We start from the raw sequence: 25,371 nt of genomic DNA on the forward strand, positions 1-25,371 counted from the left end.
GGCCGTCGGCTGGACGTGCGGTGGTAGGTGGTGCCGCCGGGTGCGCGGTGTGGTGGGGGGGACGCCGGGCGGGCGGGTACGGCCCGCCCGGCGTCGCCCGGTCCGGCATCCATCGGCAGGCCCGGCGTCCGTCGCCGGTCCGGGGCGCTACGCCTGGCGGACGTGCAACGCTCGTCGCAGGTCGTCGAGTTGGTCGATGAGCTTGCGGCGCAGTGTCGGGGTCAGGTCGGCGTCGTTCAGGCAGGTCTCGCCCAGGGTGAGGTGTGCGGCGTCGACGGTGTGGACGGGGAAGGCCCAGCGGCCGACGGCGTCGGCGATGGCGGGGCCCCTGCGGGCGGCTACGGCGGGCGCGTCCTGGTAGAAGCGGGGTACGTACTCAGCGACCAGGTCGGCCTGTTCGGGTTGCCAGAAGCCCTGGGCGGTGGCGGTGAAGAGGTAGTTGGAGAGGCCGTCGGTCTTGAACATGGCGGCCCAGGCGGTGCGCTTGGCCTCCGGGTCGGGGAGGGCGGCGCGGCAGCGGGCGGCGCCTTCCCGGCCGGTGGCGGAGGGGTCGCGGTCGAGTTCGGCGGCGATGGCGGCCTCGTCGGTGGCGCCGAGGACGGCGAGGCGGGTGAGGACGCGCCAGCGCAGTTCGGGGTCGAGTTCGGGGCCGCCGGGGACGGTGCCGTCGGCGAGCCAGGCGGCGATGGTGTCGGGGTGGGCGGCGGTGGCGATGCGGTGGCGTACGGCGATCAGGCGCAGGCCGGGGTGGTCGCCGTCCTCGGTGCGGCGGATGAGGTCGCGGCACACGGAGGTGAGGGTGGCCAGGGCGGCGGGCCGCCGCTCGGGGGCGAGGTAGCGGTCGGCGATCTGGGTGCCGGCGAAGGCGAGGACGCCCTGGGCGAGGGCGAGGTCGGTCTCCTGGGGGAGGTGGGCGCCGACGGTGGTCAGGTAGTCGTCGGGGGCGAGGTCGCCGTCGCGGACCATGTCGCGCAGGGTGTTCCACACGACGGCGCGGGTGATCGCGTCCGGGATCTCGGAGATCCCGCGCAGTGCGCTCTCCAGGGAGGTGTCGTCCAGGCGGATCTTGGCGTAGGTGACGTCCAGGTCGTTGGGGACGACGAGGGCGGGGCGGATGCCGGGGCGGGCTTCGGGGGTGCCCTGGGGGACGTCCGTCTCGTAGCGCTCGCGCAGGACCAGGGTGCGGCCGTCGTTGAGGTCGCGGTCGTACACGCCGACGGTGGCGCGGTGGGGGCGGCCTCCGTCGCGGTGGAGGGCGAGCGTCCATTCACCGGGGCGGGCGTCGACGGACGCGGTGAGCGTGTCGACTCCCGTGGTCCGCAGCCAGGCGTCGGCCCAGGCGTGGACGTCGCGTTCGGTGGCTCCGGCGAGGGAGTCGATGAAGTCGGCGAGGGTGGCGTTGCCGAACCGGTGGCGGGCGAAGTGGGCGTTGATGCCGGCCAGGAAGTCCTTCTCGCCGAGCCAGGTCACCAGCTGCCTGAGGGCGGAGGCGCCCTTGGCGTAGGAGATGCCGTCGAAGTTGAGGAGGGCGGAGGCGGTGTCCTCGACGTGTTCGGGGGCGACGGGGTGGGTGGAGGGGCGCTGGTCGGCGTCGTACCCCCAGGCCTTGCGGACGACGCCGAACTCGGTCCAGGTGTCGGTGAAGCGGGTGGCTTCGGCGGTGGTCTGGTAGCCCATGTACTCGGCGAAGGACTCGTTGAGCCAGATGTCGTCCCACCACTTGAGGGTGACGAGGTCGCCGAACCACATGTGGGCCATCTCGTGGGCGATGACCATGGCGCGGGTCTGGCGTTCGGTGTCGGTGACGGCGGAGCGGTAGACGAAGTCGTCGCGGAAGGTGACGAGGCCGGGGTTCTCCATGGCGCCGGCGTTGAACTCGGGGACGAACGCCTGGTCGTAGGAGTCGAAGGGGTAGGGCTCCTCGAACTTCTCGTGGTAGCGGTCGTAGCACTGCCGGGTGACGTCGAGGATCTCGTCGGCGTCGGCGTCCAGGTGGGGGGCGAGTGAGCGGCGGCAGTGGATGCCGAAGGGCAGGCCGCGGTGTTCGGTGCGGACGGAGTGCCAGGGGCCGGCGGCGACGGCGACGAGGTAGGTGGAGATCAGGGGGGTGGGTGCGGCCTGCCAGCGGCCGGCGCCGAGGTGTTCGGTGATGCCGTTGGCGAGGACGGTCCAGTCTTCGGGCGCGGTCACGGTCAGCTCGAAGACGGCCTTGAGGTCGGGCTGGTCGAACGCGGCGAAGACGCGCTGGACGTCGTCCATGAACAGCTGCGTGTAGAGGTAGGTCTCGCCGTCGGCGGGGTCGGTGAAGCGGTGCATTCCCTCGCCGGTGCGGGAGTAGCGCATGCTCGCGTCGACACGCAGTTCGTGCTCGCCGGCGGTGAGGTTCTTCAGCGGGAGCCGGTTGCCGTCGAGGAGACCCGGGTCGAGGGGTTCGCCGTCGAGGGTGACGGAGCGCAGCTCGGCCGGCTTGAGCTCTACGAAGGTGTCCGCGCCCGTGCGGGCGGTGAACCTGATCTCGGTGTGGGAGTCGAAGGTCTCGTCCCCGGCGGTCAGATCGAGGGTGATCGTGTAGCGGTGGACGTCGAGGAGCTCGGCACGGGTCTGCGCTTCGTCGCGCGTCAGTACGGACATGCAGGACATGCTGCCTGATGGCGCAGGCGGGGCACAGGGGCGGATCGGTACGCGCCTTTTGTTCCGCGCCGCGCCGGGGGGCGCCGGGGCGGGGGCGCCGGGGGGGGCTGAGGGGTGCGGGGTCAGGAGGTGGTTCCGTGGACGGCGTCCTCGGCGATGCGCTCGTGGTGGCGGATCACCTCGGCGATGATGAAGTTCAGGAACTTCTCGGCGAAGGCCGGGTCCAGTTTGGCGTTCTCGGCGAGGGTGCGCAGGCGGGCGATCTGACGGGCCTCGCGGGCCGGGTCGGCCGGGGGGAGCTGGTGGCGGGCCTTGAGGTGGCCGACCTGCTGGGTGGCCTTGAAGCGTTCGGCGAGCATGTGGACGACGGCGGCGTCGATGTTGTCGATGCTGTCGCGCAGGCGGGCGAGCTCTTCGAGGACCGCGGGGTCGACGGCGCCGGTTCCGGTGTGGCTGGTGGTCATGGGCGTTCACCCTAGTGCGTCGCCGGGTGCGCTCTGCCGCCGCCCGGGCCGTTCGGGCAGGTGACGGCGGGGGCGGGGGGAAGCGGCGGGCGGAGGGCCTCTGGGACGGAGGGTGGGGGAAGCGGCGGGCGGAGGGGCTCTGGGACGGGGGCCGGGAAGGGGACGGACAGGGGCGCGGCGACGGCGCCCAGGGGCGGGACGGGCCGGGCGGGGGTCTGCGGCGGGTGCGGGGCGGTGCCGGGGCCGTCCCCGCTTCCGCCCGGCCCTCGTACAGTGGAGAACGGGTTCACGGCGTCTTGGGGGTGCGGACGTGGGCAACGGCGGAACGGTCGAGCACGGGTATCCGCATCTGGAGACGGTGCGGGACGCCATCACGGCGCTGTACAAGCGGCTGTCCTACGACACCGTCCATCTGTTCGATACGAGTGTGGCGCCGGCCGATGTGGCGTTCTGCGACACCGACGACCTCCATCTGGGGGCGCAGCGGGTGGCGCGCGAGCTGGTGCGGCACTTCCGGTTGCCGGACGCCCGGATGGTCGTCGGCTTCCGGGAGATGGAGTTCGCGGCGAACGTCGAACTGGCGGCGGGGCCGGAGTACTTCGTGGAGCTCAACGACCGGTTCCGCGGGCACCGGCGGGACATCGGTGCCGCGTTGGCGCACGAGATCACGCATGTGTTCCTGCACCGGCTGGGTCTGTCGTTCCCGGGGACGCGCGACAACGAGATCCTGACGGACACGGCCACGACCTATCTGGGTGCGGGGTGGCTGCTGCTCGACGCCTACCGGGAGGATGCGGACTCCTCGCAGAAGCTGGGCTATCTGACCCCGGAGGAGTTCGGGTACGTGCTGGCCAAGCGGGCGGTGCTGTTCGGTGAGGACCCGTCGGTGTGGTTCACCAGTCCGCAGGCGTACACGGCGTACGCGCGGGGGCGGGAGCGGGCCCGGCTCGACGAGCGGCAGCCGCCGCTGACGGCGGCGGGATGGGCCGGCCGGCGGCGTTACGCCCGGGACCGGCGTCATGCGCAGGACGGCCGGCCCGTCGGGGACGCCCGGCCGGTCGGGGACGCCCCGTACGCGTTCGGGCCGGACGGGCCGGGGCCGCTGCGGGTGACGTTCGCGTGCCCGACCTGCCACCAGCGGATCAGGGTGCCGGTGCGCGGGCGGGTGCGGGCGCGGTGCGGGCTGTGCCGGACGGTGCTGGAGTGCGACACGTAGGCGGGCCGGAGCGACCGCCGGCCCTCGTGGGACCCGGCGTGCCCGGCTCAGCGGCCCAGCCGGACGATGCCCAGGCCGCGTGCGGCCACCAGCCACTTCGGGAACTCCCCCACCAGCCGGTCGTAGAGGTCCGCGTCGGAGACCTGGCCCGGGTCGGAACCGGCGTGGAAGAAACCGGCGTTGTCGACGGCCCTGCGGGCCGGTACGGCCAGCTCGTCGAGCTTGCGCAGGAAGTCGAACTGCCGGCTGTCCGGGTCGCCGAAGCCGATGAACTGCCAGAACAGCGGCAGTTCGGCCGCCTTGCACAGGTAGCGTTCGGCGGCGAGCTTGTTGATCGGACCGCCGTCGGTCTGGAAGACGACCAGGGCGGGTTCCCGGGAGCCGCTGTCGAGGTAGTGGTCGATGACGGCGTCCATCGCCAGGTGGTAGCTGGTCTTGCCCATGTGCCCGAGCCCGGCGACGATCCGCTCGATGCTCCCCCGGTGGTCGGCGAGCGCGATGTCGGTGACGGCGTCCACGTCGGTGGAGAAGAACACCACGGGCACCCGCCCGTCGTCGTCGAGGTGCACCGACAGCCCCAGCACCCGGTCGGCGAGCGCCTGCACGCTGCCGTCCCGGTAGTACGGCTTCATCGACCCCGAGTGGTCGACGACCAGGTAGACGGCGGCACGCAGCCCGTCCAGGCCGTGCTTCGTGAGGGACACCCCGGCGCTCTTGTACAGGCTGACCAGCGCGGGCGCCGTCTCCTGGACCTTGCTGAGACTGATCGCGACCATGGCGTCACCTTCCCACACCCGGACGTGCGACGGCGCCCGCCCAGTCGTCCGGTCGGGGACTGTGGGCAGGCGCCGTCTGTGTTCCGTACGCCGTTGTACGGGACGTGAGGGGGGCGGCCGCCGGGTGGGGCGGCCGCCGGGGGCCGTCAGACCATCAGGGCGCGGTCCGTCGGGCGGATCGGGGCCGGCAGTTCGCTGGCGCCGGTCAGGAAGCGGTCGCAGCCGCGGGCGGCCGAGCGGCCCTCCGCGATCGCCCACACGATGAGCGACTGGCCGCGGCCGGCGTCACCGGCGACGAAGACGCCCGGCACGTTGGTCTGGAAGTCGGCGTCGCGGGCGATGTTGCCGCGCTCGTCGAGGTCCAGGCCGAACTGCTCGACCAGGCCGTTCTCCCGGTCGGTGCCGGTGAAGCCCATGGCGAGGGTGACCAGCTGGGCGGGGATCTTGCGCTCCGTGCCCGGCTTCTGGGTCAGCTTGCCGTCGACGAACTCCACCTCGGTGAGGTGCAGCCACTGGACGTTGCCGTCCTCGTCGCCCTCGAAGTGGGTGGTGGAGACGGAGTAGACCCGCTCGCCGCCCTCCTCGTGGGCCGAGGTGACCTTGTACAGCATGGGGAAGGTCGGCCACGGCTGGGAGGCCGCGTTCCGCTCGTCGTTCGGGCGGGGCATGATCTCCAGCTGGGTGACGGAGGCCGCGCCCTGGCGGTGGGCGGTGCCCACGCAGTCCGCGCCGGTGTCGCCGCCGCCGATGACCACGACGTGCTTGCCCTCGGCCGAGATCGGGGGCGCCACGAAGTCGCCCTCCTGGACCTTGTTGGCGAGCGGCAGGTACTCCATGGCCTGGTAGACGCCCTTGAGCTCGCGGCCGGGGACCGGCAGGTCGCGGGCGGTGGTGGCGCCGGCGGCGATGACGACGGCGTCGTAGCGCTTCTTCAGGTCGGTCGCCTTGAGGTCGCGGCCGATCTCGACGCCGGTGCGGAAGCGGGTACCCTCCGCGCGCATCTGCTCGATGCGGCGGTTGATGTGCCGCTTCTCCATCTTGAACTCGGGGATGCCGTAGCGGAGGAGGCCTCCGACGCGGTCCGCGCGCTCGTAGACGGCGACGGTGTGGCCGGCCCGGGTCAGCTGCTGGGCGGCGGCGAGTCCCGCCGGGCCCGAGCCGATGACCGCGACGGTCTTGCCGGACAGGCGCTCGGGGATCTGCGGGGCGACGTCCCCGGTCTCCCACGCCTTGTCGATGATCGAGACCTCGACGTTCTTGATGGTGACCGGCGGCTGGTTGATGCCGAGCACGCACGCCGACTCGCAGGGCGCCGGGCACAGCCGCCCGGTGAACTCCGGGAAGTTGTTGGTGGCGTGCAGGCGCTCGGAGGCGGCGCCCCAGTCCTCGCGGTAGGCGTAGTCGTTCCACTCGGGGATCAGGTTCCCCAGCGGACAGCCGTTGTGGCAGAAGGGGATGCCGCAGTCCATGCACCGGCTGGCCTGCTTGCTGATGATCGGCAGCAGCGAGCCGGGGACGTAGACCTCGTTCCAGTCCTTCAGCCGCACGTCGACCGGACGGGACCTGGCGACCTCGCGGCCGTGGTTGAGAAAGCCCTTGGGATCAGCCATTGGTCGCCGCCTCCATCATCTTCTCGGTGATCTCGGTCTCGGAGAGACCGGCTCGCTCGGCGGCGTCCTTGGCGGCGAGCACTGCCTTGTACGTGCTGGGGATGATCTTGCTGAAGCGCTCCGCGGACGCGTCCCAGTCCACGAGGAGCTTCTCCGCGACCGTCGAACCGGTCTCCTCGGCGTGGCGGCGCACCACGTCGTGCAGCCACTGCTTGTCCGTGTCGTCGAGGGCCTCGACCGCGTCGAGGTTGCCGGCGTTGACGTTGTCGCGGTTGAGGTCGATCACGTAGGCGACGCCGCCGGACATGCCGGCCGCGAAGTTGCGGCCCGTCTCGCCGAGGACCACCGCGTGACCGCCGGTCATGTACTCGCAGCCGTGGTCGCCCACGCCCTCGGAGACGACGGTCGCGCCGGAGTTGCGGACGCAGAACCGCTCGCCGGTGCGGCCGCGCAGGAACAGCTCGCCGCCGGTCGCGCCGTAGGCGATGGTGTTGCCCGCGATCGTGGAGTACTCGGCGAGGTGGTCGGCGCCCCGGTCGGGACGGACGATCACCCGGCCGCCGGAGAGGCCCTTGCCGACGTAGTCGTTGGCGTCGCCCTCCAGGCGCAGCGTGACACCGCGCGGGAGGAAGGCGCCGAAGGACTGGCCCGCCGAGCCGGTGAAGGTGATGTCGATGGTGTCCTCGGGCAGGCCCGCGCCACCGAACTTCTTCGTCACCTCGTGGCCGAGCATGGTGCCGACCGTGCGGTTGATGTTGCGGATGGAGACCTGGGCGCGCACCGGCTGGGCGTCGGTCGCCAAGTCGGCGGCCAGCGCGTCGGCGGCGAGCTTGATCAGCTCGTTGTCGAGCGCCTTCTCCAAGCCGTGGTCCTGCTCGACGATCTGGTGGCGCACCGCGCCCTCGGGCAGTGCCGGGACGTGGAACAGCGGCTCCAGGTTGAGGCCCTGGGCCTTCCAGTGGTCGACGGCGCGCTCGACGTCGAGGTACTCGGCGTGGCCGACGGCCTCCTCGATCGAGCGGAAGCCCAGCTCGGCGAGGAGCTCGCGGACCTCCTGCGCGATGAACTCGAAGAAGTTCACCACGTACTCGGCCTTGCCGGAGAACCGGTCGCGCAGCGTCGGGTTCTGGGTGGCGATGCCGACCGGGCAGGTGTCGAGGTGGCAGACGCGCATCATGACGCAGCCGGAGACGACGAGGGGGGCGGTCGCGAAACCGAACTCCTCGGCGCCGAGCAGCGCGGCGATGACGACGTCGCGGCCGGTCTTCAGCTGGCCGTCGGTCTGGACGACGATGCGGTCGCGCAGGCCGTTGAGCAGCAGGGTCTGCTGGGTCTCGGCGAGGCCGAGCTCCCAGGGGCCGCCCGCGTGCTTGAGGCTCGTCAGAGGCGAGGCGCCGGTGCCGCCGTCGTGGCCGGAGATGAGCACGACGTCCGCGTGGGCCTTGGACACACCGGCGGCGACCGTGCCGACGCCGACCTCGGAGACCAGCTTGACGTGAATGCGCGCCTTGGGGTTGGCGTTCTTCAGGTCGTGGATCAGCTGGGCGAGGTCCTCGATGGAGTAGATGTCGTGGTGCGGCGGCGGGGAGATGAGACCGACGCCCGGGGTCGAGTGCCGGGTCTTGGCGACCCACGGGTAGACCTTGTGGCCGGGCAGCTGGCCGCCCTCGCCGGGCTTGGCGCCCTGGGCCATCTTGATCTGGATGTCGTCCGCGTTGACCAGGTACTCGGAGGTGACGCCGAAGCGGCCGGAGGCGACCTGCTTGATGCTGGAGCGGCGCGCCGGGTCGTACAGGCGCTCCGGGTCCTCGCCGCCCTCACCGGTGTTGGACTTGCCGCCCAGCTGGTTCATGGCGATGGCGAGGGTCTCGTGCGCCTCCTTGGAGATGGAGCCGTACGACATGGCGCCGGTGGAGAAGCGCTTGACGATCTCGCTGACCGGCTCGACCTCGTCGACGGAGATCGGCTGCCGGTCCCCGGCCTTGAAGCCGAACAGGCCGCGCAGCGTCATCAGGCGCTCGGACTGCTCGTTCACCCGGTCGGTGTACTTCTTGAAGATGTCGTAGCGGCCGGTGCGCGTGGAGTGCTGGAGGCGGAAGACCGTCTCGGGGTCGAACAGGTGCGGCTCGCCCTCGCGGCGCCACTGGTACTCGCCGCCGATCTCCAGGGCGCGGTGGGCCGGCGCGATGCCGGACGCCGGGTACGCCTTGGCGTGGCGGGCGGCGACCTCCTGGGCGATGACGTCGATGCCGACGCCGCCGATCTTGGTGGCGGTGCCGTTGAAGTACTTCTCGACGAAGGCGTCGTCGAGGCCGACGGCCTCGAAGACCTGGGCGCCGCGGTAGGAGGCGACGGTCGAGATGCCCATCTTGGACATGACCTTCAGGACGCCCTTGCCGAGGGCGTAGATCAGGTTGCGGATCGCCTTCTCGGGCTCCAGGCCGTTGAGGAAGGTGCCGGCGCGCAGCAGGTCCTCGACGGACTCCATCGCCAGGTACGGGTTGACGGCGGCGGCGCCGAAGCCGATGAGCAGGGCGACGTGGTGGACTTCGCGGACGTCGCCGGCCTCGACCAGCAGGCCCACCTGGGTGCGCTGCTTGGTGCGGATGAGGTGGTGGTGGACGGCCGCGGTGAGCAGCAGCGACGGGATCGGCGCGTGCTCGGCGTCGGAGTGGCGGTCCGACAGGACGATCAGGCGGGCGCCGTTGTCGATGGCGGCGTCGGCCTCGGCGCAGATCTCCTCGATGCGGGCGGCGAGGGCGTCGCCGCCGCCGTGCACGCGGTACAGGCCGGAGAGGGTGGCGGCCTTGAAGCCGGGCATGTCGCCGTCGGCGTTGATGTGGATGAGCTTGGCCAGCTCGTCGTTGTCGATGACCGGGAAGGGCAGCACGACGGAGCGGCAGGAGGCCGCGCTCGGCTCCAGCAGGTTGCCCTGCGGGCCCAGCGAGGAGCGCAGGGAGGTGACCAGTTCCTCGCGGATGGCGTCCAGCGGCGGGTTGGTGACCTGCGCGAACAGCTGGGTGAAGTAGTCGAAGAGCAGCCGCGGGCGCGCGGAGAGCGCGGCGATCGGCGAGTCGGTGCCCATCGAGCCGATCGGCTCGGCGGCGGCCTTGGCCATCGGCGCGAGGAGGACGCGGAGCTCTTCCTCGGTGTAGCCGAAGGTCTGCTGGCGGCGGGTGACCGAGGCGTGGGTGTGGACGATGTGCTCGCGCTCGGGCAGGTCGCCCAGCTCGATCTCGCCGGCCTCGAGCCACTCGGCGTAGGGCGCCTCGGCGGCGAGCTGCGCCTTGATCTCGTCGTCCTCGATGATGCGGTGCTCGGCGGTGTCGACGAGGAACATCTTGCCGGGCTGGAGGCGGCCCTTGCGGACGACCTTGGCGGGGTCGATGTCGAGGACGCCGACCTCGGAGCCGAGGACGACGAGGCCGTCGTCGGTGACCCAGTAGCGGCCGGGGCGCAGACCGTTGCGGTCGAGGACGGCGCCGACCTGGGTGCCGTCGGTGAAGGTGACGCAGGCGGGGCCGTCCCAGGGCTCCATCATCGTGGAGTGGAACTGGTAGAAGGCGCGCCGGGCCGGGTCCATGGAGTCGTGGTTCTCCCACGCCTCCGGGATCATCATCAGCACGGAGTGCGGCAGCGAGCGGCCACCGAGGTGGAGCAGCTCGAGCACCTCGTCGAAGGACGCCGAGTCGGAGGCGTCCGGCGTACACACCGGGAAGATGCGCTCGATGGTCTTCTCGTCCGAGGCGAACAGCTCGGAGACGAGCTGGGACTCGCGGGCGCGCATCCAGTTGCGGTTGCCCTTGACGGTGTTGATCTCACCGTTGTGCGCGACGAAGCGGTACGGGTGCGCGAGCGGCCACGACGGGAAGGTGTTCGTGGAGAAGCGCGAGTGGACCAGGGCGACGGCCGAGGCGAAGCGGCGGTCGGACAGGTCGGGGAAGAACGGCTCCAGCTGGCCGGTGGTCAGCATGCCCTTGTAGACGATGGTCCGCGCGGACAGCGACGGGAAGTAGACGCCGGCCTCGCGCTCGGCGCGCTTGCGCAGCACGAACGCCTTGCGGTCGAGGGCGATGTCCTTGTTCTCGCCGTCGGTCACGAAGATCTCGCGGAAGGCGGGCATCGTCGAGCGGGCGGTGGCGCCGAGGAGTTCGGGGGCGACCGGGACCTCGCGCCAGCCGAGGACGGTCAGGCCCTCTTCGGCGGCGATCGTCTCGATCTGCGAGACGGCTTCGGCCGTGCCGTCCTCGGGGAGGAAGGCGATGCCGACGGCGTAGGAACCGGCCTCGGGCAGCTCGAATCCGGCCACCTCGCGGAAGAAGGCGTCGGGGACCTGGGTGAGGATGCCCGCGCCGTCGCCGGAGTCCGGCTCGGAGCCGGTGGCGCCGCGGTGCTCGAGGTTGCGCAGTACCGTGAGCGCCTGCTCCACCAGCGTGTGGCTCGCCTCGCCGGTGAGGGTGGCCACGAAGCCCACGCCGCACGCGTCGTGCTCGTTGCGGGGGTCGTACATACCCTGCGCAGCAGGGCGAGCATCCATGAAGGACCAGTTCTGGCCATTCGTGGAGTGCTGGGACGGCTGGCGCGGCGTACGCATCGGCTCTCCCGTCGTCGTCAAGTGGCATATGCATAGTGCCGAGGGACGACGTTGGCCCTCTGCGTGGCTGCAAAATTTCGTGCAGGTTACATGATGGAACGGTTCTCGGGAACCGGATATTCCGTCCCATCATGCGGACGCCGCGGGGTCGCGACGGGTGCCGCGCGAGGCGGCTTGAAATGGGGGGTCCGAACCGGACGAGATCGGTCAGATCGGTGTCCGTCGGCCCGGGGAGGCGGAGTGAGCATGGTCGTTCACCCCGCGAGTGCGCCACAGGCGTCATTGCCCACAGCGCTTACGGCTCATGCCCGGTGGTCAAGCGGCCGAAACCCGGGAGTAACGGGTATTTATGCGGCCCATCGCATAAGTACCGGTCCGCCTATCCTACGGCCGTTCCGAACCAGCTGCCCAGGGCGTACGTCACACCGGCCGCCGCGCCTCCCAGGACGAGCTGCCGCAGTCCGCTGTACCACCAGGTCCGCGCGGTCACCCTGGCCACCACGGCACCGCACAGGAAGAGCCCCAGCAGCGCGAGCAGCACGGCGGGCCACAGGGCCGTGGCCCCCAGCAGGTACGGCAGGACGGGCAGCAGGGCGCCCAGCGCGAAGGAGCCGAAGCTGGACACGGCGGCGACCAGCGGCGAGGGCAGGTCGCCGGGGTCGATGCCCAGCTCCTCGCGGGCGTGGATCTCCAGTGCCTGCTCGGGATCGCGCGACAGCTGGTGGGCGACCTGCCGGGCGAGGTGCGGCTCGACGCCCCGCGCCTCGTAGAGCGCGGCCAGCTCGGCCTCCTCGTCCTTGGGGTGCTTCCTCAGCTCGCGCCGCTCGACGTCGAGCTCGGCCTCGACCAGCTCACGCTGGGAGGCGACGGAGGTGTACTCGCCGGCGGCCATGGAGAAGGCCCCGGCGGCGAGACCGGCGAGCCCGCTCAGCACGATGGTCTGCTGACCGGCCGACCCGCCCGCGACACCGGTCATCAGGGCGAGGTTGGAGACCAGCCCGTCCATGGCGCCGAAGACGGCGGGACGCAGCCAGCCGCCGTTCACGTCCCGGTGCGTGTGGTTGTCGCGGTGCGCCACGTGCAGCGCGGCCTCGGTGTCGATGACGGCCATACTCGTCCCCCAGAAGCTAAGGTAAGGCTAAGTTTGGACTGAATCCACTTTTTTACAACGCCCAGAGTACGCTTGCCATTCCCCTGCCGCCAGGAAGGAAAGGCTGCGCTAACCTGCGGTTTTGCCGGGAAACGCTCATCCGATCAAGGGCATGCACAAATGTCGACCGGGTGACATGGGGGCCTCACAGGCTCAGGTCAACCGCCGACGGTGGGACACATCCGCAAAGGGCTCCGCGCCCGTGCGGAACCCCCCGAGGGAAGGCCCCGTATGGCATCGACCGCCCGCATCCCCACGATCCCGGCGCCGGGGGACGCCGCCGAACTCCGCGAACGGGCCCGCGGCGCACTGCTCGGCCTCGCCGTCGGAGACGCCCTCGGAGCGCCGGCCGAGAACCTGAAACCGTCCGAGATCCGCGCCCGCTGGGGCCGCATCACCGGGTACGTCGAGGACAAGCCGGCCGGCACGGACGACACCGAGTACGCGATCTTCTCCGGCCTGCTGCTGGCCCGCCACGGCTCGGCGCTCACTCCCGCCCATGTGGAAGCGGCCTGGCACGAGTGGATCGCCGACCGCGACGAGGGCCCCTTCCGCGGCGCGGGCTTCAGCGAACGCGGCACGCTGGAGAACCTCCGCCGGGGACTGGCCGCCCCCATCTCCGCCCAGCACCGGCACGCCTGGAGCGACGGCCTCGCCATGCGCGCGGCCCCCTTCGGCGTCTTCGCCGCGGGCCGGCCCGCCGAAGCGGCCCGCCTGGTCGCGATCGACGGCTCGGTCAGCCACGACGGCGAGGGCATCTACGGCGGCCAGGCCGTCGCGGCGGGCGTGGCCGCGGCGATGGCGGGCGCACCGACGGTCGCGGTCGTGGCCGCCGCGCTCGCCGTCGTCCCCGACGACTCCTGGACGGCCCGCTCCCTGCGCCGCGCGGTCGCCGTGGCCCACCGCGGTGAACGCGCCGTCCGCTCGGCGGTCGTCATCGGCGGCTACCCGTGGACCGACCTGGCCCCCGAGGCCGTGGCGCTCGCCTTCGGCGCGTACGCGTCGGCCGACGGCGACTTCACCCAGGCCGTCCTCACGGCCGTGAACATGGGCCGCGACGCCGACACCACGGCGGCGGTGGCCGGCGCCCTGGCCGGCGCGACCCGGGGCGAGCCGGCCGTCCCGGCCGACTGGGCGGCCGCCATCGGCCCGGCACGCGGCAGCTGCCTGCCCTCCATGGCCGGACACCACGTCCTGGACGTGGCGGAACTCCTGACGCCGGTGGAGGCCGGACGCTGGGGGACGGGCGGCCGCGCGCCCGGGGAGCCCCCGGCCCGGACCACCGCCCCCGCGCGCCACCCGGCGGAGGTGCGCTCATGAGGCCACCGGGCCCGTGGGAGGAGGGCATGACGGCAGGCACGACCGACGCCCTGCTCACCACGGACCCACCCCCCACGACGGACACGGACCCGACGACCGACACGGCCCTGACGGACCCGACGACCACCACGGCCCCGACGGAACCGACGACCCTCACAGCTCTGACGGAACCGACGACCACCACGGCTCCGACGGACCCGACGACCCCGGCGGTCCCGGCCGACTCGACGGACCGGCCGGCCACTGGGGTCCCGGCCGACTCGACGAACCCGACGACCACTGGGGTCCCGGCAGACCCGACGGCCACCACGGTCCCGGCCGACCCGACGAACCCGACGGCCACAGGGATCCCGGCAGACCCGACGGCCACCACGGCCCCGGAGGCCCCCGGCGCCACGCCGGGCCTGACCGGCACGGCAGGTCAGACAGTCCCGGCGGATCCGCCCCCGGCACCCCCTCCCCCACCGGCGAAGCCGGACGGTCCCAAGGACACCGCGAAGCCGGACGGCCCGACGATCACGATCACGGCACCGCCGACCACGCCGCCCCCGCCCACCACGGCGCAGCCGGGCGGACCCGCGGCCGCCGACGGCGAGGAGCCCCCACCGGGGCCACCCGCACCCGGCGACGAGAGCCGCACGGGCGGTGCGGGTGGGAGACACCGTCCGGCCGACGGCGAAGCCGAGGCCGCCCCCGCCCGCCCCCGCCGCCGGCAGGCATCCCGCACCGAGGGCCTCCTGCTGGGCCTCGCCGCGGGCGACGCCGCCGGATGGCCCGCCGCCCGCCACCGGGCCGCCCGTATGCCGGACTGGACCCGCCGCCTCACCCGCGAACTGGACACCTTCGCCGAACAGAACGCGACCACCACCCTCCCCGTCCCCATCGCCCTCAACCAGCCCCCCGAACCCCTCCGCCTCGGCCCCTCCGACGACGCGGAGTGGGCGGCCTTCGCGGCGGAGGCCCTGCTGCTCGCCGGCGACGACACCGTCCTCGGCGACCTGAGCCGCGAACGCCGTACCCGCGCCGCCATCGACCTCACCTGGAACGCGATCGCCGGCGAGGTCGCCGCGGCGGCCGACCGCGCGCCCGAGGTCGAGTCGGCCGTCCTCCCCCTGCGCGCCCGCATCTCCGTGCGGGCCGGTCTCGGCAACCTCGCCACCGGTCTGCGCCCGCCCGCCACCGGCCACGACAACCCGCACTACTTCGACGACGCGGCCTGCGTCCGCGCCTGCGTGCTCGCCGTGGCCCACCCCGGCGACCCCGGACGCGCCGCGGAACTCGCCGAGTTCGACGCCCGCTACACCCAGGACGGCGACGGCGTGCACGGCGCGCGGGCGATGGCGGCGGCCCTCTCGCTGGCCCTGGCCGGCGCGGACGCCCCCACCTGTGTGGCGGCGGCGCTCGCCGAGCTCCCCGAAGGGACGGAGATCGGCCGCAACGCCCGCCACGCCGTGGCCCTCGCCCACGCCGCCGAGAGCGCCTTCGCGCTGGTCCCCCTGCTGGAACACCAGATCGTCGACCACGTCTACAGCTACGGCATCGCCGCCGCCGAGACCGTGCCGGTGGCCCTCGCCCTCGCCCTGGCCTCGGACGGCCGTATCGCCGAGGCCGTACCGGCGGCGGCGTGTCTGTCCCGGGTGGCGGACTCCGCCCCCGCCCTCGCGGGCGCCCTGACCGGCGCGCTGGGCGGCGGCGAGGCGATCCCCGCCACCTGGCGCGACGCCTGCCGCACCCTCTCCGGCTGTGCCCTGCCCCGCCTCACCGGCACCGACCTGGTGGAACTCGCCGGGCTCCTGGAAGCCGCGCAACCGGCCCCACCCGGAGGATGATTCGGGGCATGACACCCAAAACAGAAGAACGTCACCAAAGTCCGGGGGAGTCCCTGGAAGCCCGTGTCACGGCCGCCCTGGTCGGCGCGGCCGTCGGCGACGCCCTCGGCGGCCCCGTCGAGGGCTACTCCCCCGACCAGATCGTCCAGCGCCACGGCGGCCGCGTCCACGGCATCGTCGGCCCCTGGAACGGCGACGACTGGCGCACCGCCCGCCCCCTCGCCCCGTACCACAAGGGCGATGGCCACGTCACCGACGACACCTTGCTGACGCACGCGCTGATCAGGGTCTACGCCACGGTCCGCGACCACCTGGACGCCTACGCGCTCGCCGAGCACCTGGTGCCGGACCTGATCACGAACCCCCGCTGGATCCCCGAGCTGGAGGCCGAGGCGCTCCCCCTGCACCGTGTCTTCCTGGCCGAGAAGTGGCTGGTGACAAGGCTCCACTACGGCCATGTGGACCCCCGCGAGGCGGGCGTCGGCAACATCGTCAACTGCGGTGCGGCGATGTACATGGCGCCGGTCGGCCTGGTCAACGCGGCCAACCCGCGGGCCGCCTACGCGGAGGCGATCGATGTGGCGGGCGCCCACCAGTCGTCGTACGGCCGGGAGGCGGCGGGTGTCTTCGCGGCGGCGGTGGCGGCGGCCTGCGCGCCCGGGGCGACGGCGGACTCGGTGGTGACGGCGTGTCTGTCCCTGGCCAAGGACGGCACGCGCACGGCGATCGAGAAGGTGTGCGAAGCGGCGTCGCGCCACGGGGACTTCGAGTCGGCCCTGACACCGCTGCGCGAGGCCGTGGCCCCCTACGACACGGTGGGCCCCGACTACCGGGCCCCGTCCCTGGCCGCCCGCCGCCCGTCCCGGCTGCACGCGATCGAGGAACTCCCCGTCGCCCTGGGGATGGTGCTGGTCGCCGGCGGCGACTACCGGCACGCCGTGCTGGGCGCGGTGAACTACGGCCGGGACTGCGACTCGATCGCGACGATGGCCGGCGCGCTGGCCGGCGCCCTCGGCTCCCCCGTCCCCGACGACTGGTCGAAGCGGGTGGCGGAGGCCAGCCGCCTGGACCTGTGGGAACCGGCGAGGACCCTCACCGAGGTGGCCCGGGAGATCTTCGGCAAGGACCTCGAACGCCGTCGGGCCCACGAGCGGGCGTTCACCGCGATCGGGGGACGGGGATGCTCCGACTGACCTGGGTCCAGCCGGAGGACCTCGTCGGCCACGAACTGCGGCAGGCCGTCCAGGACGGCCGCGAACCGTCGGCGATCGCGGCCCGCTGGGCGGCGGCGGGCGGCCGGGAGGCCCCGCTGCGGGCGGGCGCCTCCCCCCGCCGGGCCTCCCCCTACCTGCGTCTGCTGGCCGAGGACCTGCTGGACGAACTGGCCGACCTGCCCAGCCGCCTGGCGGAGGAGGAGCCGACGGACCTGGAGCGCATCCGGTCGCTCTGCCCCGAGTGGCCGCAGGCGCCCGGCGCCCGACGCACCGTCCCCGTGGCCGCCCTGGAGGCGGCCTGGCTGGGCCGGGCCGTCGGCTGCCTCCTCGGCAAGCCGGTGGAGAAACTCCCCCTCGACGGCATCCGCGCCCTCGCCCGGGCCACCGGGAACTGGCCCCTCGCCGACTACTTCACCGCTCGGGGGGTCCCCCCGGACGTCCTCGCGGCACACCCCTGGAACCGCCGCTCGGCGGGCACCTCCCTCGCCGAGAACATCGACGGCATGCCCGAGGACGACGACCTCAACTACCCCCTCCTCAACCTCCTCGTGCTGCAACGCCACGGCAGGCACTTCACCACCACCGACGTGGCCCGGGTCTGGCTCGACGAACTCCCCGCCGGCCGCACCTTCACCGCCGAACGCCTCGCCTACCGCAACCTCCTCGCCGGCGTCGAACCCCCGCTCACCGCCCGCCGGCGCAACCCGTTCCGGGAGTGGATCGGCGCCCTCATCCGGGCCGACGTCCACGGCTGGACCAACCCCGGCGACCCGGCCGCCGCCGCGGCCCAGGCCCACCGCGACGCCACCCTCACCCACACCGCCAACGGCGTCTACGCGGCGATGTTCGCGGCGGCCGTCATCGCGACCGCGGCCGGCGGCACCCACGACGTGCACGCCTGTCTGCGCACCGGCCTCGCCGTGGTCCCGCCCCGCTCCCGCCTGGCCCGAGCGGTCACCCACGCCGTCCGGCTGGCCCACGCGCACGAGGACTTCGACACGGTCGTGGACGAACTCCACGTCACCCACGCGGCGACCCACCACTGGGTGCACGCGATCCCCAACACGGCGCTCGTCGCCGCCGCCCTCACCCACGCCGGCGGCGACTTCACCGGATCCGTCCGCCGTGCCGTGTCGGGAGGCTGGGACACCGACTCCAACGGCGCCTTCGCCGGCGGCGTCGCCGCGCTCCTGGCCGGCGCGCCCGACGCGCTCCCCGACCACTGGACGGCCCCCCTGAAGAACCGTCTGGCCACCTCCGTAGCCGACTTCGACGGCACCGGTTTCGACACCCTCGCCCACCTGACCCACCGGGAGGCATCCCGCCCATGACCGACATCGTCGTGCTCGGCAGCACGAACATGGATCTCGTCGCCTACGTCGAGAAGGCCCCGCAGCGCGGGGAGACCGTGACCGGACGGCAGTTCCGCACGATCCCCGGCGGCAAGGGCGCCAACCAGGCGGTCGCCGCGGCCCACGCCGGCGCCACCGTCTCGATGATCGGCGCCGTCGGCAACGACGCCTTCGGCAGCCGGCTGCGCTCCACCCTCGAACACTCCGGCGTCAACACCGACCACCTGCGCACGGTGGAGGGCCCCTCCGGCACCGCCCACATCGTCGTGGACGACGAGGGCGGCAACGCGATCGTCGTCGTCCCCGGCGCGAACGGCACCGTCGACCACCTCGTCCCCGGCGACGAGGGTCTCATCGCCTCCGCCGACACACTGCTGCTCCAGTTGGAGATCCCCCTCGCGGCGGTCGTGGCGGGCGCCCGTGCGGCCCGCGCCCATGGCGTCCGCACCCTCCTCACCCCCGCCCCCGCCCAACCACTGCCCGCCGAACTCCTCGCCGGCACCGACCTGTTGGTGCCCAACGAGCACGAGGCCGCCGCGCTCACGGGCCGCACCGATCCGCGCGAGGCCGCCCTCGCCCTCCTCGACAGCGTCCCCGAGGTCGTCGTCACCCTCGGTGCGGCGGGCAGCCTGTACGCGGCCCGCGGCACCGAGCCGCTGACCGTCCCCGCGCCGCACGTCACCGCCGTGGACTCCACGGGCGCGGGCGACACCTTCGCCGGCGCCCTCGCCGTGGCCCTCGGCGAGGAGCGTCCCGTGCCCGAGGCCCTGGCCTGGGCGGCCGCGGCGGCCGCGCTGTCGGTCCAGCGGGCGGGCGCGTCGGCGTCGATGCCGTACCGCTCCGAGATCGACCGGCAGTACGCGTCGTGACCGGCACCCGCACCGGCACCAGCACCGGCACCGGCTCCGGCACCGGCACCGCGCCCCTGCGCGGACTGCGCGTCCTCGACCTGGCCACCCTCTTCGCCGGCCCCCTGGCCGCCACCATGCTCGGCGACTTCGGAGCGGAGGTCGTCAAGATCGAGCACCCGGAGCGGCCCGACCCGTCCCGCGGCCACGGCCCGTCCAAGGACGGCGTCGGCCTGTGGTGGAAGATCCTCGCCCGCAACAAGCGGACCGTCACCCTGAACCTCTCCCGGCCCGGCGGGCGCGCCACCCTCCTGCGCCTCGCCGCCACCGCCGACGTGATCATCGAGAACTTCCGCCCCGGCACCCTGGAGAAGTGGGACCTCGGCTGGGAGGAACTCTCCGCGGTCAACCCCCGCCTGGTCCTCACCCGCGTCACCGGCTTCGGCCAGTTCGGCCCCTACGCCCACCGCCCCGGGTTCGGCACCCTCGCCGAGGCGATGAGCGGCTTCGCCGCGATCACCGGCGAACCCGACGCGCCCCCGACCCTCCCGCCCTTCGGCCTCGCCGACTCCATCGCGGGCCTGGCCACGGCGTACGCGGTGATGACGGCCCTCGCCGCCCGCGACCGCACGGGTGAGGGACAGGTCGTCGACATGGCGATCATCGAACCCATCCTGACGGTCCTCGGCCCCCAGCCCCTCTGGTACGACCAACTGGGCTACGTGCAGGAACGCACCGGCAACCGGTCCGCCAACAACGCCCCGCGCAACACCTACCGCACGGCGGACGGCCGGTGGGTCGCCGTGTCGACGTCCGCCCAGTCGGTGGCGGAGCGCGTCATGCGGCTGGTCGGCCGCCCCGACCTGATCGACGAGCCGTGGTTCACGACGGGCGCGGGCCGGGCCGCCCACGCCGACGTCCTCGACGAGGCCGTCGGCCGGTGGATCGCCGCGAACACCCGCACCGACGTCCTCGCCGCCTTCGAGAAGGCGGAGGCGGCGGTCGCCCCCGTGCAGGACGTGCGCGACGTGATGACGGACCCTCAGTACCAGGCGCTCGACACGGTCACCACCGTCGACGATCCCGAACTGGGCCCGATCCGTATGCAGAACGTCCTCTTCCGTCTCTCCTCGACACCCGGCGCGATCCGCTGGGCGGGCCGGCCGCACGGCGCGGACACCGAGGCGGTCCTCACCGAACTCGGGCTGACCGCCGCCGACCTGTCCGCCCTGCGCGCGGAGGGCGCCCTGTGATCCATCCGCTGACCTGGCTGTACGCCCCCGGCGACCGCCCGCACATCGTCGCCAAGGCCCTGGTCTGCGGGGCGGACGTCGTCGTGATCGACCTGGAGGACGCGGTCGCCCCCGACCGCAAGGAGTACGCCCGCACGGCCACCGCCGAACTCCTGTCCGAACAGCCCCCGGTGCCGGTGCACGTCCGGATCAACGCCCTGGACGGTCCCTGGGCCGCCGCCGACCTGCGGGCCGTGGCAGCCCTGCCCGGCGTCCGCGGGCTGCGTCTGCCGAAGGTGACCTCGCCCGCCCAGATCACCGGTATCGCCGAGCACACCCCGGGCCCGTTCCACGCCCTGCTGGAGACGGCCCTGGGCGTCGAGCGCGCCTACGCCATCGCCGCCGCGCACCCGGCCCTGCGCGGTGTCTCCCTGGGCGAGGCGGATCTCCGCGCCGACCTGGGCATCCGGGAGGACGCGGGCCTGGACTGGTCCCGCTCCCGGGTGATCGTCGCCGCGCGGGCGGCGGGCCTGGCACCGCCCGCGCAGTCGGTGCACCCCGACACCCGCGACCTGGAGGGTCTGGCGGCCACCTGCGCCCACGGCCGCACCCTCGGCTTCCTGGGCCGCGCCGCCATCCACCCCCGTCAGCTCCCGCTCATCGAACGGGCCTACCTGCCCACCCAGCGGGAGATCGAGGAGGCGGAGACGATCGTCAAGGCCGCGGCACACCAACAGGGCGCCCAGGCCCTGCCGGACGGCCGCTTCATCGACGCGGCGGTGGTGGCGACGGCCCGGCGGACACTGTCACTGGCCCGCCGGATCTAGTCCCCGGCCCGCACACCACCGCCGTACGACCCGCAACACGGCGAGGGCGCCCGGGAAGGTCTCCCGGGCGCCCTCGCCGTCGTGCGGTCGCGGCGGTCGCCGACGGCCGTCGTCGGCCGACGGTGTTCGGCCCGGCGTGTGCGTCAGCTCTTCCTGCCCGCCGCCTCCGACTCGGACTCGGCCGCGTCCTTCGCGCCGTCGTCCTCGCTGTCCGGCCCGGCACCGTCCCGCGGGCCCTCGCCGGCGTCGGCCCCGGCCTTCGCGATGCCGGTGTCGCCGTCGTCCTCCGCACCGGACTTCGAGCCGTCGTCCTTCGCGTCGTCCTTCGCGTCGGTCTTCGAGCCGTCCTCGGCGTCGGCCGGGGACTCCCCGTCGGCGGACACGGCGTCCGGCTCCACGACCGTTTCACGGCCCGGCCGCTTCTTCGCCGACACCACGATGTACACCACGGCGAGCAGGAACACGACCACCGCGGTCCAGTTGTTCAGCCGCAGGCCCAGGATGTGGTGGGCGTCGTCGACACGGAGGTACTCGGTCCAGAAGCGCCCCGCGCAGTACGCGGCGACGTACAGGGCGAACGCCCGGCCATGGCCCAGCCGGAAGTGGCGGTCGGCCCAGATCACCAGCAGCGCGACACCGATGCACCACAGCGACTCGTACAGGAAGGTCGGGTGGTAGTAACCCGGCACCCGGCCGTCCGCGGCGGACGTGATGTGCAGCGCCCAGGGAAGGTCGGTCGGCTTGCCGTACAGCTCCTGGTTGAACCAGTTGCCCCAGCGGCCGATGGCCTGGGCGAGGGCGATGCCGGGGGCGACGGCGTCGGCGTACGCGGGCATCGGGATGCCACGGCGGCGGCAGCCGATCCACGCGCCCAGCGCACCGAGCGCGATCGCACCCCAGATGCCGAGTCCGCCCTCCCAGACCTTGAAGGCGTCCACCCAGTCACGGCCCTCGCTGAAGTACAGCTCGTAGTCCGTGATGACGTGGTAGAGGCGGCCGCCGAGCAGGCCGAAGGGCACGGCCCAGACGGCGATGTCGGCCACCGTGCCGGCCCGCCCGCCCCGGGCGACCCAGCGCTTGTTGCCGAGCCAGACCGCGACGAAGACGCCGATGATGATGCAGAACGCGTAGCCGCGCAGCGGAACGGGGCCGAGGTACAGCACCCCGCGCGACGGGCTCGGAATGTAGGCAAGTTCCATGGCAAGGTCGACGCTACCCTGCCGCGCCGGGCCCACGACGGGCAGCCCGGCTACGGCTCCATAACGGGCCGGGGAGCTGGGCTCACCCCTGGTCTGCCTCCTCCACCATCTGCCGGAACTTCTCCGGCGTCATCGTCTGGTCCTGGTAGATGTTCTTGCCGTTGAGCATCACGGACGGCGTGCCGGTGAAACCGCCCTTCTGGAAGGCCTCGTTGGACTTGGCGACCCAGCTGTTGTGGGTGCCCTTCTCCACGCAGGTGCGGAAGGCGGGGGTGTCGAGGCCGTCGACCTTGCCGGCCAGTGCGATGAGTCTGCTGTTCTTCGCGAAGGCGTCGTCGGTCTCGGCGGGCTGGTTCTGGTAGAGAACGTCGTGGTAGGCGGCGAACTTGCCGGCGTCCTGGGCGCAGGCCGCGGCGTTGGCCGCGTTGCGCGAGCCGGTGCCGCCCATGTTGCCGTCGATGAGGGTGGCCAGGTGGTACTCCACCTTCAGCTTCCCGGCGTCGGTCAGCTCGTGGATCGTCGAGCGGTATCTGTCCTCGAAGGACTTGCAGGCCGGGCAGCGGAAGTCCTCCCAGACCGTGAGCGTCGAGCCGGCGCCGTCCTCGCCGACCGGGAGGGCGAGGGCGTCCTCGCCCTGCGCGCCGGAGGGCGCGACGACCGGGCCCGCGCTGTCGCTGACCTCGTCCTTGCCGGCGTTCGCCGCGAGGACGCCGACGACCGCCGCCAGGCCCAGCACGCACACGACGCTCGCGGCGACGATCAGCGTCCGGCGCCGCCGCTCCGCGGCCTTCTGCTTCTCGCGCTCGACCGCCAGCCGCTCCCTGGCGGTGCGCTTCCCTTCACGATTCTTCTCGCTCACACCCCCAGAACGAACCGGGGAGGCGCAGCGCGCCTCCCCGGTCCCATGTCCACCCGTTCGGGTGAGCCGTACGGTGCGTACGGAACTGACCGCCGCGGCGGCCGTCGGCTACGCCTGGCCGCGCACGCCCTTGGCGAGATCGCCCGCGAGCGCGCGGACGGCGTCCAGGCCGGCCGCGTGGTCCGGCGCGTCCAGCATCCGCTTGACGAAGGCGGAACCGACGATCACGCCGTCGGCGAAGCCGGCGACCTCGGCCGCCTGCGCGGCGTTGGAGACGCCGAGGCCGACGCAGACCGGCAGTTCGGTGCCGGTGGCGCGGGTGCGTCCGACCAGGTCCTGGGCCTGCGCTCCGACGGACTCGCGGGTGCCGGTGACGCCCATCAGCGAGGCGGCGTAGACGAAACCGCTGCCCGCCGCGGTGATCTGCGCGAGCCGCTCGTCCTTGCTGCTGGGGGCCACGACGAAGACCGTCGCGAGGTCGTGCTTCTCGGCGTGTTCCCTCCACAGCGCCGACTCCTGCACGGGCAGGTCGGGCAGGATGCAGCCCGCGCCGCCCGCCTCGGCCAGCTCGGCGGTGAAGCGCTCGACGCCGTAGCGGTCGATGGGGTTCCAGTACGTCATGACGAGCACCGGCTTCCCGGTGGCCCGGTGGGCCTCGCGGACCGTGCGCATGACGTCGGCGATCCGCACTCCGCCGCGCAGGGCGATGTCGTCGGCGGTCTGGATGACCGGGCCGTCGAGGACGGGGTCGCTGTGCGGCAGACCCACCTCGACGATGTCGGCGCCGCCGTCCAGGACGGCCTTGATCGCCTCGATGCCGCCGTCGACGGTCGGGAACCCGGCCGGGAGGTAGGCGATGAGGGCGGAGCGGCCCTCGGCCTTGGCCGCGGCGAGGGTGTCGGACAGCAGGTGGATGGTGCCGCTCACTTGGCGTCCCCCTCGATCTCGGCGGTGCCGGTGGCGTCCTCGGCGACCTCGGCGTCGGTGTCGTACAGGCCGAAGTAGCGGGCGGCCGTGTCCATGTCCTTGTCGCCGCGGCCGGACAGGTTGACCACGATCAGCCCGTCCTCGCCCAGCTCCCGGCCGACCTCCAGGGCGCCGGCCAGCGCGTGGGCGCTCTCGATGGCCGGGATGATGCCCTCGGTGCGCGACAGCAGGCGCAGGGCCTGCATGGCCGCGTCGTCGGTGACGGCGCGGTACTCGCCGCGGCCGGAGTCCTTCAGGTAGGAGTGCTCCGGGCCGATGCCCGGGTAGTCCAGACCGGCGGAGATGGAGTACGGCTCGGTGATCTGGCCCTCGTCGTCCTGGAGGACGTAGGAGCGGGAGCCGTGCAGGATGCCGGGCTCGCCGGCGGTGAGGGTCGCCGCGTGCTCGCCGGTCTCGACGCCGTGCCCGGCCGGTTCGCAGCCGATGAGGCGTACGCCGGTGTCGGGGATGAAGGCGTGGAAGAGGCCGATGGCGTTGGAGCCGCCGCCGACGCAGGCGACGGCCGCGTCGGGCAGGCGTCCGGCGCGCTCCAGGATCTGGCGGCGGGCCTCGACGCCGATCACGCGGTGGAAGTCGCGGACCATGGCCGGGAAGGGGTGCGGCCCGGCGACGGTGCCGAACAGGTAGTGGGTGCGGTCGACGTTGGCGACCCAGTCGCGGAAGGCCTCGTTGATGGCGTCCTTGAGCGTGCGGCTGCCGGACTTCACCGCGACGACCTCGGCGCCGAGCATGCGCATGCGGGCCACGTTCAGCGCCTGGCGCTGCGTGTCGATCTCGCCCATGTAGATGGTGCACTCGAGCCCGAAGAGGGCGCAGGCGGTGGCGGTGGCGACGCCGTGCTGGCCGGCGCCGGTCTCGGCGATCACGCGCGTCTTGCCCATGCGCTGGGTGAGCAGCGCCTGGCCGAGCACGTTGTTGATCTTGTGGGAGCCGGTGTGGTTGAGGTCCTCGCGCTTGAGGAAGACCCGGGCGCCGCCGGCGTGCTCGGCGAACCGGGGCACCTCGGTGAGGGAGCTGGGCCGGCCGGTGTAGTGCACCAGCAGGTCGTCGAGCTCGCGGGCGAACTCGGGGTCGTGCTTCGCCTTGTCGTACTCGACGGCGACCTCGTCCACGGCGGCGACGAGGGCCTCCGGGATGAACTTGCCGCCGAAGGCGCCGAAGTAGCCTTCGGGGTTGGGGACCTGACCCTCGGGGTCGGGGATGAAGAACTCGCTGGGCATGCGGAAACCTCACGGTGAGTGCGGAAAATGACACCTTCGCCGT

General features: G+C 73.0%; 18 protein-coding genes. 8 read left to right on the forward strand and 10 right to left on the reverse strand.

Translation table 11 applies throughout. The features are described 5' to 3' along the window. Positions 1-147: 147 nt before the first annotated feature. Together pepN and ACFYWQ_RS00395 are read right to left on the reverse strand one after the other, a co-directional pair. Positions 148-2,640, reverse strand: a complete 2,493-nt coding sequence (gene pepN / locus ACFYWQ_RS00390) for an aminopeptidase N (protein ID WP_389511522.1) — start codon at positions 2,638-2,640, stop codon at positions 148-150. Between the two features lie 113 nt (positions 2,641-2,753). Beyond that, positions 2,754-3,095: a chorismate mutase gene (locus tag ACFYWQ_RS00395; RefSeq protein WP_389511523.1), complete on the reverse strand. Its 342-nt coding sequence runs from the start codon at positions 3,093-3,095 to the stop codon at positions 2,754-2,756. 310 nt (positions 3,096-3,405) lie between these two features. On the opposite strand from ACFYWQ_RS00395, the gene ACFYWQ_RS00400 reads away from it, so the two are divergent. Further along, positions 3,406-4,311, forward strand: coding sequence for a hypothetical protein (locus tag ACFYWQ_RS00400; RefSeq protein ID WP_389511524.1), 906 nt, complete (start codon positions 3,406-3,408; stop codon positions 4,309-4,311). Positions 4,312-4,358: 47 nt separating this feature from the next. Here ACFYWQ_RS00400 and ACFYWQ_RS00405 read toward each other — a convergent pair whose 3' ends face one another. The 4 genes from ACFYWQ_RS00405 to ACFYWQ_RS00420 form a co-directional block, all read right to left on the reverse strand. Beyond that, on the reverse strand, positions 4,359-5,087 hold the full coding sequence (locus ACFYWQ_RS00405; protein WP_389511525.1) for a vWA domain-containing protein: 729 nt from the start codon (positions 5,085-5,087) through the stop codon (positions 4,359-4,361). A gap of 146 nt (positions 5,088-5,233) precedes the next feature. Beyond that, entirely contained in the window at positions 5,234-6,697 is a 1,464-nt protein-coding gene (locus ACFYWQ_RS00410; protein ID WP_389511526.1) for a glutamate synthase subunit beta, read from the reverse strand. After that, positions 6,690-11,291, reverse strand: a complete 4,602-nt coding sequence (gene gltB, locus ACFYWQ_RS00415) for a glutamate synthase large subunit (RefSeq protein WP_389511527.1) — start codon at positions 11,289-11,291, stop codon at positions 6,690-6,692. The genes ACFYWQ_RS00410 and gltB overlap by 8 nt, the downstream gene beginning before the upstream one ends. A gap of 379 nt (positions 11,292-11,670) precedes the next feature. Then, on the reverse strand, positions 11,671-12,402 hold the full coding sequence (locus ACFYWQ_RS00420; RefSeq protein ID WP_389511528.1) for a VIT1/CCC1 transporter family protein: 732 nt from the start codon (positions 12,400-12,402) through the stop codon (positions 11,671-11,673). Between the two features lie 270 nt (positions 12,403-12,672). Between ACFYWQ_RS00420 and ACFYWQ_RS00425 the strand changes: the two genes are divergently transcribed. The 7 genes from ACFYWQ_RS00425 (at position 12,673) to ACFYWQ_RS00455 (ending at position 21,063) form a co-directional block, all read left to right on the forward strand. Continuing rightward, a complete protein-coding gene (locus ACFYWQ_RS00425; protein ID WP_389511529.1) occupies positions 12,673-13,761 on the forward strand; it encodes an ADP-ribosylglycohydrolase family protein in 1,089 nt (362 codons plus the stop codon). Positions 13,762-14,282: 521 nt separating this feature from the next. Next, positions 14,283-15,590, forward strand: a complete 1,308-nt coding sequence (locus tag ACFYWQ_RS00430; RefSeq protein ID WP_389512834.1) for an ADP-ribosylglycohydrolase family protein — start codon at positions 14,283-14,285, stop codon at positions 15,588-15,590. 8 nt (positions 15,591-15,598) lie between these two features. Beyond that, entirely contained in the window at positions 15,599-16,783 is a 1,185-nt protein-coding gene (locus ACFYWQ_RS00435; RefSeq protein ID WP_389511530.1) for an ADP-ribosylglycohydrolase family protein, read from the forward strand. Continuing rightward, complete coding sequence (locus ACFYWQ_RS00440; RefSeq protein ID WP_389511531.1) at positions 16,771-18,135, forward strand: ADP-ribosylglycohydrolase family protein; 1,365 nt, start codon at positions 16,771-16,773, stop codon at positions 18,133-18,135. Before ACFYWQ_RS00435 ends, ACFYWQ_RS00440 begins: the two co-directional genes overlap by 13 nt. Further along, complete coding sequence (gene rbsK, locus ACFYWQ_RS00445; RefSeq protein WP_389511532.1) at positions 18,132-19,025, forward strand: ribokinase; 894 nt, start codon at positions 18,132-18,134, stop codon at positions 19,023-19,025. Before ACFYWQ_RS00440 ends, rbsK begins: the two co-directional genes overlap by 4 nt. Then, positions 19,022-20,257, forward strand: a complete 1,236-nt coding sequence (locus ACFYWQ_RS00450; RefSeq protein WP_389511533.1) for a CaiB/BaiF CoA transferase family protein — start codon at positions 19,022-19,024, stop codon at positions 20,255-20,257. Before rbsK ends, ACFYWQ_RS00450 begins: the two co-directional genes overlap by 4 nt. Beyond that, complete coding sequence (locus ACFYWQ_RS00455; protein WP_389511534.1) at positions 20,254-21,063, forward strand: HpcH/HpaI aldolase/citrate lyase family protein; 810 nt, start codon at positions 20,254-20,256, stop codon at positions 21,061-21,063. Before ACFYWQ_RS00450 ends, ACFYWQ_RS00455 begins: the two co-directional genes overlap by 4 nt. Positions 21,064-21,206: 143 nt before the next feature. On the opposite strand, the gene lgt is transcribed toward ACFYWQ_RS00455, so the two are convergent. The 4 genes from lgt to trpB all read right to left on the reverse strand — a co-directional run bounded on the left by lgt (position 21,207) and on the right by trpB (position 25,328). After that, positions 21,207-22,262 carry a prolipoprotein diacylglyceryl transferase gene (lgt, locus tag ACFYWQ_RS00460; RefSeq protein WP_389511535.1) on the reverse strand — a complete coding sequence of 352 codons (1,056 nt, stop codon included), beginning with the start codon at positions 22,260-22,262 and terminating at the stop codon, positions 21,207-21,209. Between the two features lie 82 nt (positions 22,263-22,344). After that, a complete protein-coding gene (locus ACFYWQ_RS00465) occupies positions 22,345-23,121 on the reverse strand; it encodes a DsbA family protein (protein WP_389511536.1) in 777 nt (258 codons plus the stop codon). 108 nt (positions 23,122-23,229) lie between these two features. Further along, positions 23,230-24,048, reverse strand: coding sequence for a tryptophan synthase subunit alpha (trpA, locus tag ACFYWQ_RS00470; RefSeq protein ID WP_389511537.1), 819 nt, complete (start codon positions 24,046-24,048; stop codon positions 23,230-23,232). After that, a complete protein-coding gene (gene trpB, locus ACFYWQ_RS00475) occupies positions 24,045-25,328 on the reverse strand; it encodes a tryptophan synthase subunit beta (RefSeq protein ID WP_389511538.1) in 1,284 nt (427 codons plus the stop codon). Before trpB ends, trpA begins: the two co-directional genes overlap by 4 nt. Positions 25,329-25,371 lie beyond the last annotated feature (43 nt).

The sequence above is a fragment of the Streptomyces sp. NPDC003247 genome (assembly GCF_042888135.1).
In the GTDB taxonomy this organism is placed as follows: Bacteria; Actinomycetota; Actinomycetes; order Streptomycetales; family Streptomycetaceae; genus Streptomyces.

Excerpts from the sequence above, each read along its gene's own strand:
- pepN (WP_389511522.1), bottom strand. The coding sequence starts at position 2,640 with ATGTCCTGCATGTCCGTACTGACGCGCGACGAAGCGCAGACCCGTGCC.
- ACFYWQ_RS00395 (WP_389511523.1), bottom strand. The coding sequence starts at position 3,095 with ATGACCACCAGCCACACCGGAACCGGCGCCGTCGACCCCGCGGTCCTC.
- ACFYWQ_RS00405 (WP_389511525.1), bottom strand. The coding sequence starts at position 5,087 with ATGGTCGCGATCAGTCTCAGCAAGGTCCAGGAGACGGCGCCCGCGCTG.
- ACFYWQ_RS00410 (WP_389511526.1), bottom strand. The coding sequence starts at position 6,697 with ATGGCTGATCCCAAGGGCTTTCTCAACCACGGCCGCGAGGTCGCCAGG.
- gltB (WP_389511527.1), bottom strand. The coding sequence starts at position 11,291 with ATGCGTACGCCGCGCCAGCCGTCCCAGCACTCCACGAATGGCCAGAAC.
- ACFYWQ_RS00420 (WP_389511528.1), bottom strand. The coding sequence starts at position 12,402 with ATGGCCGTCATCGACACCGAGGCCGCGCTGCACGTGGCGCACCGCGAC.
- ACFYWQ_RS00425 (WP_389511529.1), top strand. The coding sequence starts at position 12,673 with ATGGCATCGACCGCCCGCATCCCCACGATCCCGGCGCCGGGGGACGCC.
- ACFYWQ_RS00435 (WP_389511530.1), top strand. The coding sequence starts at position 15,599 with ATGACACCCAAAACAGAAGAACGTCACCAAAGTCCGGGGGAGTCCCTG.
- ACFYWQ_RS00440 (WP_389511531.1), top strand. The coding sequence starts at position 16,771 with ATGCTCCGACTGACCTGGGTCCAGCCGGAGGACCTCGTCGGCCACGAA.
- rbsK (WP_389511532.1), top strand. The coding sequence starts at position 18,132 with ATGACCGACATCGTCGTGCTCGGCAGCACGAACATGGATCTCGTCGCC.
- lgt (WP_389511535.1), bottom strand. The coding sequence starts at position 22,262 with ATGGAACTTGCCTACATTCCGAGCCCGTCGCGCGGGGTGCTGTACCTC.
- trpB (WP_389511538.1), bottom strand. The coding sequence starts at position 25,328 with ATGCCCAGCGAGTTCTTCATCCCCGACCCCGAGGGTCAGGTCCCCAAC.